Source organism: Candidatus Desulfolinea nitratireducens (assembly GCF_982879505.1).
The window spans coordinates 3,405-18,170 of sequence record NZ_CEYOSI010000051.1; the positions used below are offsets into that span (position 1 = coordinate 3,405).

Annotated in this window: 11 protein-coding genes; 10 read left to right on the forward strand and 1 reads right to left on the reverse strand. The window is 48.5% G+C overall.

Annotated elements, in window-relative coordinates:
* The first annotated feature begins 203 nt into the window (after positions 1 to 203).
* Entirely contained in the window at positions 204 to 818 is a 615-nt protein-coding gene (locus tag AC3DOM_RS06460) for an NYN domain-containing protein (protein ID WP_487918212.1), read from the forward strand.
* 18 nt (positions 819 to 836) lie between these two features.
* On the forward strand, positions 837 to 1,730 hold the full coding sequence (locus AC3DOM_RS06465) for a hypothetical protein (protein WP_487918213.1): 894 nt from the start codon (positions 837 to 839) through the stop codon (positions 1,728 to 1,730).
* Positions 1,731 to 1,738: 8 nt separating this feature from the next.
* Here the strand turns inward: AC3DOM_RS06465 and AC3DOM_RS06470 are convergent, their stop codons facing one another.
* Positions 1,739 to 2,713 (reverse strand): NBR1-Ig-like domain-containing protein, encoded by a 975-nt coding sequence (locus AC3DOM_RS06470; protein ID WP_487918214.1) that lies wholly within the window; start codon positions 2,711 to 2,713, stop codon positions 1,739 to 1,741.
* Positions 2,714 to 2,834: 121 nt separating this feature from the next.
* Between AC3DOM_RS06470 and AC3DOM_RS06475 the strand changes: the two genes are divergently transcribed.
* The 8 genes from AC3DOM_RS06475 to pyrB all read left to right on the forward strand — a co-directional run.
* Positions 2,835 to 3,518 carry a creatininase family protein gene (locus tag AC3DOM_RS06475; protein ID WP_487918215.1) on the forward strand — a complete coding sequence of 228 codons (684 nt, stop codon included), beginning with the start codon at positions 2,835 to 2,837 and terminating at the stop codon, positions 3,516 to 3,518.
* A 208-nt stretch (positions 3,519 to 3,726) separates the two neighbouring features.
* Positions 3,727 to 8,064 (forward strand): DNA-directed RNA polymerase subunit beta', encoded by a 4,338-nt coding sequence (rpoC, locus tag AC3DOM_RS06480; RefSeq protein ID WP_487918216.1) that lies wholly within the window; start codon positions 3,727 to 3,729, stop codon positions 8,062 to 8,064.
* 532 nt (positions 8,065 to 8,596) lie between these two features.
* Complete coding sequence (locus AC3DOM_RS06485) at positions 8,597 to 9,946, forward strand: uracil-xanthine permease family protein (RefSeq protein WP_487918217.1); 1,350 nt, start codon at positions 8,597 to 8,599, stop codon at positions 9,944 to 9,946.
* A gap of 108 nt (positions 9,947 to 10,054) precedes the next feature.
* On the forward strand, positions 10,055 to 11,158 hold the full coding sequence (locus tag AC3DOM_RS06490) for an amidohydrolase family protein (protein WP_487918218.1): 1,104 nt from the start codon (positions 10,055 to 10,057) through the stop codon (positions 11,156 to 11,158).
* A 5-nt stretch (positions 11,159 to 11,163) separates the two neighbouring features.
* On the forward strand, positions 11,164 to 12,225 hold the full coding sequence (locus AC3DOM_RS06495; RefSeq protein ID WP_487918219.1) for a DMT family transporter: 1,062 nt from the start codon (positions 11,164 to 11,166) through the stop codon (positions 12,223 to 12,225).
* A 3-nt stretch (positions 12,226 to 12,228) separates the two neighbouring features.
* A complete protein-coding gene (locus AC3DOM_RS06500; protein ID WP_487918220.1) occupies positions 12,229 to 13,119 on the forward strand; it encodes an alpha/beta hydrolase in 891 nt (296 codons plus the stop codon).
* 254 nt (positions 13,120 to 13,373) lie between these two features.
* Positions 13,374 to 13,961 (forward strand): hypothetical protein, encoded by a 588-nt coding sequence (locus tag AC3DOM_RS06505; RefSeq protein ID WP_487918221.1) that lies wholly within the window; start codon positions 13,374 to 13,376, stop codon positions 13,959 to 13,961.
* Positions 13,962 to 14,102: 141 nt separating this feature from the next.
* Positions 14,103 to 14,766 (forward strand): aspartate carbamoyltransferase (gene pyrB / locus AC3DOM_RS06510; RefSeq protein ID WP_487918222.1); only part of this gene is annotated, 664 nt, incomplete at its 3' end.

Below are 14,766 nucleotides of genomic sequence, written 5' to 3' on the forward strand. Positions count from 1 at the left end.
TGGCGGGTTGAAGTTGGACCGATAAGTTTGCTATAATTAGTGATATATGCAAGATTAATCGAATAATTTATCTATTGACCAATTAATAATTTAACTTGACAATACCACCATATATAGTAATAATAGAGGCGTATCCCCCGGCAGTAGGTAACGAACCCGGTGCGAAGCCGCCTTTAGGCGGCTTCTGTGTTTAAGGTGGCTTTATGAAAGCAAATATTTACATTGACGGTTTTAATTTTTACTATGGTTGTATTAGGAAGACTCCCTATCATTGGCTTAATATTGCCAAGTTATGTCAATTGCTCCTGCCGAGAGATGAAATTGCAACGATTAAATATTTTACAGCATTGGTTACTCCTCGTCCTAATGATCCAGAAAAACTAATTCGACAAGAAAGATATTTGCGCGCACTAAAAACTATTCCCAATTTAGAAATCATTAAAGGTACTTTCTTGTCTCATACAGTAACCATGCGACTTGCACCACCTCAAACGGGTTTTGCAAAAGTTATAAAAACCGAAGAAAAAGGATCAGATGTTAATATTGCCACTCACTTGCTAATCGACGGTTTTATGAATAAATATGAATTAGCAGTTATTGTTTCAAATGATTCAGATCTCCTCGAGCCTATTCGCTTTGTAAAAGAAGGGTTAAATAAACCTGTTGGAATCCTTAATCCTCAGAAAAACCCAAGTGTTGCTTTACAACCCTTAGCATATTTTATTAAAAATATTCGCAAAGGCGCTTTGTCAAAAAGTTTATTTCCCAATACCCTCTCGGATGAAAAAGGCAGTTTTTCCAAGCCTTCAAGTTGGTAAGTCGACAGGAGTCCCCTCATGGAATCATTCTCACGCGGTTGGCAATTTCTCAAACAGGCCTGGCAGATGGCCTCTGCTGATAAAGACCTGATCAAACCCTCCATCTATACCCTTTTTGCGGGGGCAGTTGTTTCTGTGATCGGCATTATTCCGATTGCCCTCCTTGGCATGGCCTTTGGTAATAGCGGTTTTATTGGGCAGGCGATCATTGTCCTTGCGGGAGCATTGCTGGTCTTTGCCAATTTCATCGTCAGCTATATTTTTTCAGCGATGACGGTCTATCTGATCTATGGCTATCTCTCCGAAGGCGATGGGCGCATGGATAAGGCCTGGGCAATCGTTAAACGCGATCTCTTCGATCTCGCTACCCTTGCTGCTGCATCCACTGCCGTAAATACAGTAAAAAATATGGTCAAAGGCAAGGGGAATAAGGGTGGGCGTAATATGCTCGCCGGCCTGATCGAAACTGTCTGGACAGAGGCCGCATATCTCATTCTCCCCGCGATGGTGATCGAAGATATCGATCTCAAGGATGGGATTAAACGGGCAACGCAGATCATCAAGGAAAATCTGTTATTGGTGGGAATCAGCACCGTTGGGGTGAAGGCAGTGACTGGGTTGATCGGATTTCTGCTTGGTTTGGCGGGAGCAGGCCTGGGGTTCGGGCTTGGCTACAGTATCATCTACCTGGCTGGCGGTCCAACCGTGACCTTTGGCCTGGTCCTGGGGATCGGGCTGGGACTGCTGGTCTTCTTCATCTTCGCCATGATCGCGACTGTGATCAGCACCTACACATCTACTGCTTATCATACCTGTCTCTATCTATGGGCGCGTGATGCAGAGCAAGCTCAGGCGGCTGGGCAATCCATACAGATCGCCGCTCCGGCCCCACTCGCTGCGGTACTCAATTAGGTTCCATTTTAGGGGCTGGCAAGGTTGACCGAAAAATAGCCACCATAGGTGCTGCTGCCAAGATAGGCATAACCGATCCCGATTTCAGATACCTGCTTGCTAATAATTGCCTCACGGTGGGTCTGGTCGTTCATCCACCAGTTCACTGCGTCCTGAGCTGTTCCGCCCGCGTAAATATTCTCGACAATATACAAAGCCGAATAGCCCTGCGCAGCAACCCGTGACACAACCGAAGACCCGTCTGAGCCGGTATGGCTGAGCAGGCTATTACAAGCCATATCCTCAGAATGAGCATCGGTCGCAGCCATAAGTTGAGCGTTCAAACTCAGTGTAGATAATCCATTGTTGGCGCGGGCGTTATTGATCAGGGTCAGGATTTCGCTTTCGTAAGCAGGATTTCGGTCGGGGTTACAGGGTCCGGACAGCGTAGATGTGGGCGGAATGGCAACAGTGCCATCTTCGACGATAATTCTTAGCCAGATATTATCAACTTTGCCAATACTAATAACCTCGCCTAGTGTGTTTTTGAATTGATAGACGCCCGTAAATATTCCGCTCGTTACAGGGGCAACCAACGAAACCGATATTTGAAGTGTTTCCTCCGGAGCAGTTTCATTCAAGGGAACCGTGAGCGGGCTGTTCATTTGATCGCCGCTGACAAATTCCAGGCTATAGAATTCATTCCAGGTGCATGTCCCTGAATTGCGTAATTTCCAGGTTTTTGTAAAAGCCTCTCCCGCAGATAGCTTCGTATCATCCGGAATTGTCATATCTGCAACAAAAACAGCTTCGTCTGTGCAGTATGGGTCCTGGGGTGGCAAGGCGTGAGTTGGAGTACCAGGGATATTTGTTGGTGGGGCAGGGGGGGGAGTGGCGGTCATCACCGGTGGGGTTTCGGTAGGTGCTTGGGTGGACGGAGAGCAAGCTGTGATGTACGTCAGTGTCATGATGACGGAAATCAAGAAGAGGGGTTTAATTTTCATAGCTATTCAACCTCCATAGATCATTTGATTCTCCTATCCACTATATCATGATTCTTGCATTTTATCTCCCTCCTTGACACCCGCCCCCAGGCTTGTTATTCTATTCCCTGGAGAAAATCTTATGCGTTTTGAAGAATTGAATTGGATGGATATTGAGAACTATCTATTAAAAGATGATCGTCTCATGATTGTTATTGGTGCAACCGAACAGCATGGATACCTGAGCTTGCTGACTGACATCAAAATTCCTCTTGCTCTGGCGGATGCTGCTTCTCAACAAAGCGGGGTGCTGGTTGCGCCACCACTTAACTTTGGATCATCGCCCTATTTCCTTGATTACCCTGGAACGATCAGCTTCCGATTAAGCACCTTGTTGGATGCGGTTGAGGATATTGTTCGCTCTGTATTCAATCAGGGATTTCGCCGCATTTTGGTCTTGAATGGTCATGGCGGCAACGATGGAGTCCGGTCTCGCTTGGTCGAATTGGCTAATGAATTACCGGCCCTAAAGTTAAATTGGTATGCATGGTGGCAATCTCATGGCATTGAATCAATCGCACTAAAACAGGAATTAAAGCCTGCTCACGCCAATTGGATGGAAGCATTTCCATTTACCCTTGTTGGTGAGACACCTGAGCTGCCAAAAACGCCACCCTATGTTTCCAGCTCAATCCTGGATGCAAAATCAACACGGGACATTTATGGAGATGGCTCTTTTGGTGGTCCGTATAAAGTTGATCCTGCAATCATGGATGAAATTTTTAATATCACAGTTGGGGATATTCTTGAATTGCTCAAATTCTAGTTGTTTTTACTTGACGGGTTTAATAAATCGTTGGTATAATCTACGACTTGGATGAAAATCTTACTCAGAATATTGAATATTTGCGAGCGCTTGAGAAAATAAACTCAATGCGCTTGCTTTTGTGTGTCTTGCGCAGTAGTTAACACACAAGAAACTTATCTGAAAGGCTCTGGATTTCCAGAGCTTTAGACGACTAGGAGAGTGTCCAGTGGAAACTAAGGGGCTCAAAGCACTTCGTATCAGTCTTGCTTCACCAGAAATAATTCGTAGTTGGTCATATGGCGAGGTTTTAAAACCAGAAACCATTAATTATCGTCGTCTCCGCCCTGAAAAAGATGGTCTTTTTTGTGAGGCGATTTTTGGACCACAGCGTGATTGGCAATGCTATTGTGGAAAATACAAGAACCCGCGCTATAAAGGTATAACTTGCGATAAATGCGGTGTTGAAATTACACGTTCGGCAGTACGCCGAGAGCGAATGGGACATATCCAACTGGCGACGCCTGTTGCCCATATCTGGTATACGCGCCGTATCCCATCTTATTTGGGGTTGTTGCTGAATATTTCCCGCAAAAATCTTGATCGCGTTCTTTACTTTGCACAATATATCGTCACGTATGTTGACGAAGATGCTCGAGAAAAAGAATTAAGCATCCTGGACGAAGAAATCAAAGGTTTTGACCAGGAACAGAGTGCCCTGTTAAATGCCAAGGTAGTCGAGATCAAAGAGCGTGGGGAAACAGCATTAGCGGCGCTTGAGCAACATCGAGCCGCGCTGGAAGAAAAATTTAATGAAAAAACCGCTGCCTTGCTTGAACCGGTAATGAAAGAAGGGCAGCGCCTGGATGATGGCCTGCAGGAACAGATGGGGAAAGAAACGCGCAAAAAAGTTGTTTTTACTGCGACAGGTGATGTGATTGCAGAGGCTGGTACCAAAATTGCTAATCAGCATATTAGCAAAGTGCAGGAAATTGTCAGAGAACATCTGCGTAAGGTCGAAAACGATCTTCGCGAGCAAAAAGAAGGTGAATTTGCAACACTTGATCAAGAGATCGAAACTCTGAAAGCCACAACTGAAGAAGAATTGGCATTGTTGCATGATCAGGTTGATGGTCAAGCGGCTGAAACACGAGAGAAAAACAAACAGACTCGTAAAGAATTGGCAAATTTACAGATTTTTGATTTTCTCAGCGAAATTCGCTTCCGAGATATCAGATCGCGTTGGGGGAAAATTTTCCGCGCCGAGATGGGTGCCGAAGCATTTTTGGATATCCTCCAGCGTATTGACCTTGAGGCCCTTTCGAAAGAGCTCTGGATTGAAGTTCGCACAACTAAAAGCAAGCAAAAACGCAAAAAAGCGACCAGCCGCCTTAAAGTGGTCGAGGCATTCCTCCGTTCCGGGAACAAACCCGAATGGATGATCATGAGCTATTTGCCCGTGATCCCCCCGGATTTGCGCCCAATGGTGCAGTTGGATGGAGGCCGTTTCGCAACATCGGATTTGAACGATCTCTATCGCCGTGTTATTAATCGGAACAACCGTCTCAAACGACTTTTAGAGTTGGGCGCACCAAATGTAATTATTCGCAACGAAAAGCGAATGTTGCAAGAGGCTGTTGACTCGCTGATCGATAACTCTCAGCGTGGAAAAGCCCTCTCAAGACGTGGTCGTCGCGAACTTAAATCACTCAGTGATATGCTCAAAGGCAAGAAGGGGCGTTTCCGCCGTAACCTGTTGGGTAAGCGTGTTGATTATTCAGGTCGCTCAGTGATTGTTGTTGGACCGAAATTAAAATTATATCAATGTGGTCTTCCTAAAAAGATGGCCTTGGAACTCTTCCGCCCCTTCGTTATTGGAGGCTTGGTCAAGAGAGGTTACGCTGCAAATGTTAAGGGCGCTCGCCGAATGATTGAACGCAATCGTCAGGAGGTTTGGGAAGTCCTTGAAGATGTTATTAAAGACCGTCCTGTGCTTCTAAACCGTGCGCCAACCTTGCATCGTCTTGGTATCCAGGCCTTCGAACCCTTGATTATCGAAGGAAGCGCAATTCAATTGCATCCCTTGGTCACCACTGCCTTCAACGCCGATTTTGACGGCGACCAAATGGCAGTTCACGTACCGCTTTCGCAAAAAGCAGTTGAAGAGGCGCGACGGCTGATGTTGTCATCCAAGAACCTGCTGAAACCGGCGGATGGTGAACCGATCATCAGCCCAGGGAAAGATATGGTTCTGGGTGTTTACTATCTGACGATGGAAGATCCCTTTGACTATAAGGGTGAGGGGAGCACCTTTGGTTCAATTGATGAAGTGATTATTGCTTTTGAACTTGAAAAGGTTGAAGTCCATACCAATATCAACCTGAGAATTACTAGTTGGTACGATAAGGAAGGCTCGCGCCTTGATGAAGCTGAAACGCGTATGCATATAACCACAGTGGGGCGCGCGATCTTTAATAATATTTTGCCACCTGAAATCCAATTCGTAAATATAACCCTGGATAAAGGCGGTGTAAAAGATCTGATTGCAGATGTTTACGAAATCTGCGGGCAGGATGTGACAACAACAGTTGCGGATGGCATTAAGAGCATCGGTTTTGAATATGCAATGCGCTCTGGTGTAACCGTAGCCATTTCTGATATTACTGTACCTGAAGCGAAAGAAGAGATTATCCAGAAATCGCTTCAGGCTGTGGAGCTGGTTCAACGTGATTTCCGCCGTGGTTTGCTAACCGAGCAGGAACAGGATGAGCACATTATCCAGATCTGGCAGGATACTACCAATGAGGTTGCTGCCGAAGTGCGCAAGGTGATGGACCCGAACGGGAATCTTGCCACGATGGCCAGCTCTGGTGCAACCAAAGGTGGTTTCGGTCCAATTTCACAGTTGGCTGGTATGCGCGGTCTTATGGCTGACCCCTCAGGACGTATTATCCCACTTCCTATCCGCTCGAATTTCCGTGAGGGCCTGACTGCGTTGGAATACTTCATCTCAACGCATGGTGCCCGTAAAGGTTTGGCAGATACCGCACTCCGTACAGCGGATGCCGGTTATCTTACCCGCCGACTTGTTGATGTTGCACAGGATTTAATTATCAACGAACATGACTGTGAAACCACCAACGGCATCATCATCCGCAGAGATGATGATATTGCCGGGCAATCCCTTGGTGCGCGTATCCATAGCCGTCTCCTGGCGGACCGGATCATTGATCCGCAAACAGGTGAGGTGATTGGCGAACGTAACGATACCATTACGCACGAGATGGGTCGCAGGATCATGAAAGCCGATTTACCAGAGATCTTCGTTCGCTCCGCGCTGACTTGTGCACTCCAGCACGGTGTTTGTGCTAAATGCTATGGTAACGATCTTGGGCGTGGCAAATTGGTTGAACTTGGTTCGGCAGTTGGTATTGTCGCTGCCCAGTCTATTGGTGAGCCAGGCACACAGCTAACGCTACGAACCTTCCATACGGGCGGTGTTGCGGCAGGCAGCGATATCACAACGGGTCTACCGCGTGTAGAAGAACTTTTCGAAGCTCGTAAGGCTCCGAAGGGTGAAGCCGTGATGTCTGAAATCAGTGGCAAGGTACGTCTTTCTCAATCTGAAAAATATGCTGATCTGCGTGTTGTCACTGTTGAACAGAGTGAAATGGTCAGTGATACCTACGAAATCCCTGAAGATTGGGAGATTGGTATTAGCGAAGAAGACGAGATAAAAGCTGGCGAAATACTGGCCACTCTTGATGAAGCAACCATTGCTGCTCAAAATGACGGCAAAGTCCGCATCGAGGGCAGAACAATTCATGTTTCATATGAGCAACGCGAAGCAAGCGAATACGATATCCCTACCACCGCGCGCCTGTTGGTCGTTGATGGAGACCACGTTGAAGCCGGGCAGCCTCTTACTGAAGGTTCATTGAACCCACATCGTATTCTCCGCATTCAAGGTGCTGATATCTGCCAGTTATACCTGATGTCTGAAATTCAGCAGGTTTATCGCTCTCAAGGTCAAAATATCCATGATAAGCACTTTGAGGTGATCATCCGCAAAATGCTCTCCAAAGTCCAGATCACGCACCCGCAAGGTAGTGCCTATTTGCCAGGTGATGTGGTTGACAGACTTGATGTTCAACGGATAAACGAAGCCCTGCTCGAAGAAGGCAAAAAGCCTGCTCGATTTGTCAACGTTCTCTTGGGGATTACCAAAGCCTCCCTGAATACCGATTCGTTCCTCTCCGCCGCATCCTTCCAGCATACGATCAAGGTTTTGGCGAAGGCAGCCATTGGCTCTGATGAAGATCCGCTCTATGGACTGAAAGAGAATGTCATTATCGGGAAGCTGATCCCGGCTGGCTCCGGTTTTGTACCGGGACGTTTCTCGCCAGAAATCGAAGAAGAAGAGGAAGATGAAGTGGAGCTGGATCCCGAAGCCGAACTTGACCCTGAGCTTGTTCCCGAATTGGAAATAGTTGGTGAGGTTCCAGAAGAGGTTTCGGAAGAAGAAAAACCTTCCGGTGACGCCACAGATATCCCGCTTGCTGAGTAGAAAAACGCACACAATTTTGAGACGTCACCTTTTTGGTGGCGTCTTTTTTTGTCTGTAGCCTTAATATCTATCCTAAAATTCGTTATGAAAGGATGTTAGATTTGCATTGCACTTCGCAAGTGCGTACCCAAAGGGCATGCTATTGCAAGTCGGGTTTTCAAGAATATATTTTCTTGCTCGAAGCCGATGTGCAACGCATCATCCAGATGCAATGCACATCTCACTTATTTTTAGGATAGGTTCTATATATTCTTTTTATCCTCTACATACACAGTGTACATAAAAATATAGAAAAAATGGTACTGAAAAGCGTCAACTCTCTTGACAAGAACATCAGCTTGCATATAATCACAACGATATGGTTAAGTATCCCTTTCACATAACTCCACAAGCCGCCTCGCCCATTGGGGCCGAGCCTGCTTTTCCTTTCGTTCATTAGAGAGCCTTTCGCGGCTCTCTTTTTTTATACCTGCATGCGGTGTAGGTAAAAACATGCTCTATCTGAGTGTGCGCTAATCCATAAGGAGAAAGAATGACTGCCACAAAAACATCCGCTGTTCAAGGTTATCTGCCGGGAGATAAACCTCCCGTCGGAGCCATGCTATCGCTTGGTTTCCAACAGGTACTAACCATGTTCCCGGCCACAGTCCTTGTTGCCATCCTGACCAAGTTTGACGTCGGTGTGACGCTGTTGGCATCAGGCATTGGTACGATCATTGCGCTCATGGTCTCGAAACGCAAAATCCCAATGTATTATGGATCGTCATTTTCATATATAGCCGTGGTCGTAACCGCCATGTCACTCTACGCTGGTGACTGCTTCAGCGATCCCAATACTTTCTACTGCCCAGAAGGTGTTCGCCTGGTGCAAGTCGGTATTATGGGAACAGGGTTATTTAATATCCTGATTGGTCTTCTCATCATGAAAATCGGCAAAGCTGCGCTCGATAAAGTTTTACCACCCATCGTAACCGGCTCAGTTGCTATTGTCATTGGTGTGGCGCTGGCTGGTGCAGCACTTGGTATGGCTTCTGCAAACTGGTTGGTTGCCTTTGTTACCCTGATTGCCACCGTACTCTTTTCAGTTTATTTGCGTGGCAAAGGATTACTTGGCATGCTGCCTATTCTACTTGGTGCGTTGGTTGGATATTTGCTTTCTGCCGCGCTCGGTATTGTAAATTTTAGCGTTATTACTAACGCCGCCTGGGTGCGCATGCCGAATATCACCCTCCCGGCCTTCACAGATCCGAACGCGTGGGGCTTGGTGATCAGCATTGCCTTGATCGCTATCGCGACCATCCCGGAATCAACTGCCCATCTTTACCAGATGAGTCTTTACATAGATGCCCTGGCCGAGCAACTCAAACGCGATCCGCTCAATATCAAAGAGCTGATCGGTTTGAATCTGGTTGCCGATGGTGTCGATGATATGGTCGTCGGCTTCCTTGGTGGCGCAGCAGGCACCAACTATGGTGAAAATAATTCGCTGATGGCAATCACCCGAAACTATTCCGTGCCCGTCTTGATCACGGCTGGTATCTTTGCAATCCTGCTTGGTTTTATAGGAAAACTAGCAGGCATCGTCAACAGCGTCCCTGTCGCAGTCACAGGTGGTTTAGCCATTTATCTGTTTGGCGTAATCGCCATGCAAGGCATTGCCCTTAAAATGTCTGAAAATGTAGATTTGTTTTCACCAGCAAATCTGGCAGTTGGGGCAACAATAATCATCACCGGCATTGGTGGCGCGTTGGCGCTGCCCGATGGTCTCTTCCCCTTCGTCATCCCCGGCGTTTTCCCGGCTGGCATTCCGGCTATCGTCTTTTCAGCCATCATCGGTATACTGATGAATCTGGTTTTCGTGATCTTCAAACCTTCAGAATAGTATTCTATTTATTAAAAAAGGGATCGGGAATAAGCCTGATCCCTTTTTTTGCGAGAATCGCTATAATTAAGATACTATCCGTTTTCCTTACTGACTAAAAAAAGAACCATGATAAAACTCCCCGGATTAATTGACCCCCACGTTCATGTTCGCGAACCTGGCGCCACGCATAAAGAAGATTGGGATACAGCGACCCAGGCCGCGTTGGCGGGTGGATTCACCACGATTCTTGCCATGCCGAATACCACTCCGCCAATATTTGACGAAAAGACCCTCGACCTTGGGCTTGCTTCCGCCAAAGAAAAAGCGCGCTGTGATTACGCTCAATTCCTCGGCGCCGGACCCGATAATGCCTCACTCGCCGCAGAGCTGGCGCCGCGCGCTGCCGGGCTAAAGATGTATCTCGACTCGACCTTTGGCGAACTCCGTTTGGATGATATGTCTCTCTGGATGGCACATTTTGCCAGCTTCCCCAAAAATCTCCCTATTGTCCTGCACTCAGAATCCCGAACAATGGCCGCGGGAATTTTATTCGCTGCGATCTATGATCGTCCCGTCCATATTGCCCATATTTCACTAAAGGAAGAAGTCTTGCTGATCAAGGCTGCCAAGGAAAAGGGAATCAAAGTCACCTGCGAAGTTGCTCCGCATCATTTACTTCTAACCGCCCCCTCTTCCGTCCCCCCCGCGAGCGGTGGGGAAACCCTCATCCCCCCCCCGTTTACGGGGGGGGCTAGGGGGGGGCGTCTCGAAGTCCGCCCACGCCTCGCCACCCAAGCCGACGTGGATGCCCTCTGGGCAAACCTCGATGTCATCGATTGCATCGCTACTGACCACGCACCACATACCCTTGAAGAGAAAGATTCCGAGAATCCCCCACCGGGATTTCCGGGGCTGGAGACGGCGCTTCCGCTGCTGCTCACAGCTGTAGATGAGGGCCGCCTTAGGATTGACGACCTCATCGAAAAGATGCATACCAACCCCAAACGGATCTTCAATCTACCGGATCAACCCGAGACCTGGATCGAGGTGGATGAGGATGCCCGGTATGAGATCCGTAGTGCGGAGCAATTCACCAAATGCGGCTGGACGCCCTTCGAAGGCTGGCAAGTCAAAGGGCGCGTGACACGGGTTCTCCTCCGCGGGAAAGAGGTGGTTAAAGATGGAAAGATTTTGGCTAAAAAGGGTTTTGGTTCAAATATTAGAGAGTAGAGCAGATGAAATCCAATAATTTCCCCTATATCATTCAAGCATTATTAGCTGCTCTATTTTTCGGAATCAGCGCGCCACTCTCAAAATTATTACTGGGGGATGTTAATCCTATCTTTCTGGCTGCATTTCTCTATCTTGGCAGCGGATCAGGAATCGCATTGATCAAATTTGCGCAACCATCAAAAGGAAAAGAAGCGGGGATCCGTAAAACGGATATTAAATGGCTGGCTGGCGCGATCATCTCTGGCGGGATCGCTGCGCCGATCATTTTGATGCTCAGTTTGGAAAAAACGCCCGCCTCCAGCGCATCGCTGCTGCTCAATTTCGAGGGAGCGGCAACAACCCTGATCGCGATGCTCGTCTTTAGAGAGGCAATCAGCCGCCGCGCGTGGAGTGCGATTTTAGTGATTACATTGGCAAGCATCATTATCTCTACAAATTTTGAAAGCGGATGGGGGCTATCGTTGGGAGCCCTTGGGGTATTGCTGGCAACCACGCTTTGGGGTGTGGATAATAATTTCACCCGCAATATTTCCGGAAAAGACCCCCTATCCATTGTTGCGTGGAAAGGGTTGGTCGCGGGCATATTCTCGTTTTTTCTGGCACTCAGCCTCGGCGAACAGATTCCCCCCCTCGTTTCGATCTTGTGGACCCTGCTGCTTGGCTGGATCAGCTATGGGTTGAGCACATTTCTCTTCATCCGTTCGATGCGTGGATTGGGCGCTGCGCGCACCAGCGCATTATATGGAACATCCCCACTTGCAGGTGTGTTGCTTTCTATTGTCATTTTTAGCGAAATGCCTACAATCGCTTTTGTATTTGCGACCCTATTGATGCTGGGTGGGGCCTATTTATTGGTCAATGAAGAGCATCAGCATACACATATTCATACGGCTTTACTCCATGAGCACGGACATGGACATGATGATCCAGCGCACGGACATGACCTCGCCACAGCAGCTCATGCGGGCGAACATCAGCATCTTGCTGAAGAGCATGAACACGACCACATGCCTGATATCCATCACAGGCATGAGCATGACGAAAAATCGATAAAGCAGGATTGAAAAATGTTGACAAAACTCAGGAATTCCATCTTCAGAACGCTTCTCAAATTGATCTTCAAGAAGTATGGCCCGATTGAAGAGAGCCGTGCAAATTCAGAACGATCTGCGAAATGGATGGGAAAGCTGCCCGCATCCATCACTGTTGAGAAAGTAAATAGCAATGGACTTAATGCCGAGTGGATCTACAATCTAGATTCAGATCCGGAGAAGGTGATCTTGTATCTACATGGCGGTGGCTATGTCATCGGAAATATCGCTTTATATCGTTTGCTATCTGCGACATTGTCGCAAAAAACAAAAGCACGTGTTTTCCTGCCGGAATATCGTCTTGCACCGGAGCATCCTTACCCCGCAGCGGTTGACGATGCTGTGGCTGCCTATCGGTGGCTGCTGGGAGAGGGCTTCAGGGCTGAAAACATCATCATCGCGGGAGACTCGGCGGGCGGCGGATTAAGCCTTGCTGCGACACTCTCCCTGCGCGCTGAGGGGCAACCCCTCCCGGCAGGCGTGATCTGCCTTTCCCCATGGACAGACCTGAGCTTAAGCGGGGAATCCCATCAAAGCAAAGCCAAAGCTGAGGCGATGCTGCTTAAAGAGAGTTTGCACCTGTGGGCATCCAGCTACGCGGTCGAAGCTGATCTGCGAAACCCGCTAATTTCGCCCGTTTTCGCGGACTTTGCTGGTTTTCCACCCTTGTTGATCCAGGTGGGCAGCGAAGAAATATTGCTGGATGATTCTGTACTGTTGGCAGAAAATGCCAAATCCGCAGATGTGGACATGACGCTAACGATTTACGAGGGCATGTGGCATGTCTGGCAGACGCTTGGCTTCCTGCCGGAGAGCCGCGCGGCCATTGAGGAGATCGGTGCGTTTGTGAAGAGGATAGAACGCTAGTAGCAGTGCATGACCCTATCGGTTTACGAGGGCATGTGGCACGTCTGGCAGACGCTTGGCTTTCTGCCGGAGAGCCGCGCGGCCTTTGATGAGATCGGGGAGTTTGTGAGAAAAAGAGTTGAGAAGTAGCAGTGCATTGCATCCGATAGGATGCGTTGCACTGTGGGTCTGGCGAATGCTGACGTGCTATTTTGTGAAGCCGACCTGCAACGCATCCAAAAGCGGATGCAATGCAGTTCTGAGTTTAGGAAAAAATGAAATCAAAACTAATACTTATCCTCGCACTTTTACTTGGAACACTCGCCTGTGGCGTTAGCACACCCACCCCCGCTCCAAGCAATGACGCCGCGCAGGAAGATCCAACTGCGACTTTCACTCCCGAACCTGCGAAGATCAACGCCGCACCAGAAGTAAAAGATGAAAAACCTGCGTCCACAGCGACCTTTACCCCAGAGCATCCTGATTGCGTAGAACTGCTCACTCCCCTCGACAAAGTCGAACTCCCCGCCGAGGGAAAAGTGACCTTCACCTGGACAGCGTTGGATGAAGCAGAGTTATATATTTTAAATTTCATCTTCCCGGATGGATTAGCTTTAGAATTCGAAACCGCCGAAACCAGCAAGAACCGCTACATGGAAGCCTTCAGCATGCACCCGGCTTACAACCAGGGCGGCGAGCACCAATGGAATGTGACCACCCTGAATGCCGACGGCGAAGAGATTTGCAACAGCGATTTCTTCACATTTACGAAACCCACGAACGCGCCACAGGATGGTAGCGATGGAGATAGCGGTGATGGTTCTTGTACAGGATTTGGTTGCAACACTGGCGGCACAGACTAACAACCCAGAAAACGCCGCTTAAACAGTAGCAAACTAAATTCAAGCGCGAACCGGTCACTCATCACGATTCAAAATATCAAGTTCAACTTATCAACCAAAAGACTATTTGACTAAAAGACCACCAAACTAGGAGACCAAATTATGCCCACTGAATCCCAATCCCCCCACCTGCCCTTTGGCGACAACACCCACGCGGAGTGGTACGGCAAAGATATCCTCTCGGTCAAGCAGTTCAGCCGCGCCGATCTGGAATACATCTTCGGCGTAGCCCACGAGATGCGCGGGATGGTCGAGCGCGTTGGCACATTCGATCTGCTCAAAGGCAAAATTTTGGCCAACCTGTTCTACGAACCCTCCACGCGTACGGCCTCATCCTTTATGGCCGCCATGCAGCGATTGGGCGGGAGCGTTGTGGCGATCAACGAGGTCAAATACTCCTCGGTTTCAAAGGGCGAGAGCCTGCCCGATACCATCCGCACGCTGGAATGCTATACGGATGTGATCGTTTTGCGCCATCCCGAAGTTGGCTCGGCGGCGATTGCCGCGGAAGCAGCTGAAAAACCCGTGCTGAATGCGGGCGACGGCGTCGGCGAGCATCCAACCCAGGCACTGCTGGATCTTTTCACGATTTTTGAAGAACTCGGTGCTGGCAAAGTGGATGGCCTGACGATCACCATGCTCGGCGACCTGAAATATGGCCGCACCGTCCACTCACTGGCCCGTCTGTTGACCCTTTTCGACGTCAAGCTCAATTACGTCTCCCCCGAGATCCTGCGCATGCCCAAAGATGTGATGGACGAAGTTT

Excerpts from the sequence above, each read along its gene's own strand:
- AC3DOM_RS06460 (WP_487918212.1), top strand. The coding sequence starts at position 204 with ATGAAAGCAAATATTTACATTGACGGTTTTAATTTTTACTATGGTTGT.
- AC3DOM_RS06465 (WP_487918213.1), top strand. The coding sequence starts at position 837 with ATGGAATCATTCTCACGCGGTTGGCAATTTCTCAAACAGGCCTGGCAG.
- AC3DOM_RS06470 (WP_487918214.1), bottom strand. The coding sequence starts at position 2,713 with ATGAAAATTAAACCCCTCTTCTTGATTTCCGTCATCATGACACTGACG.
- AC3DOM_RS06475 (WP_487918215.1), top strand. The coding sequence starts at position 2,835 with ATGCGTTTTGAAGAATTGAATTGGATGGATATTGAGAACTATCTATTA.
- AC3DOM_RS06485 (WP_487918217.1), top strand. The coding sequence starts at position 8,597 with ATGACTGCCACAAAAACATCCGCTGTTCAAGGTTATCTGCCGGGAGAT.
- AC3DOM_RS06490 (WP_487918218.1), top strand. The coding sequence starts at position 10,055 with ATGATAAAACTCCCCGGATTAATTGACCCCCACGTTCATGTTCGCGAA.
- AC3DOM_RS06495 (WP_487918219.1), top strand. The coding sequence starts at position 11,164 with ATGAAATCCAATAATTTCCCCTATATCATTCAAGCATTATTAGCTGCT.
- AC3DOM_RS06500 (WP_487918220.1), top strand. The coding sequence starts at position 12,229 with ATGTTGACAAAACTCAGGAATTCCATCTTCAGAACGCTTCTCAAATTG.
- AC3DOM_RS06505 (WP_487918221.1), top strand. The coding sequence starts at position 13,374 with ATGAAATCAAAACTAATACTTATCCTCGCACTTTTACTTGGAACACTC.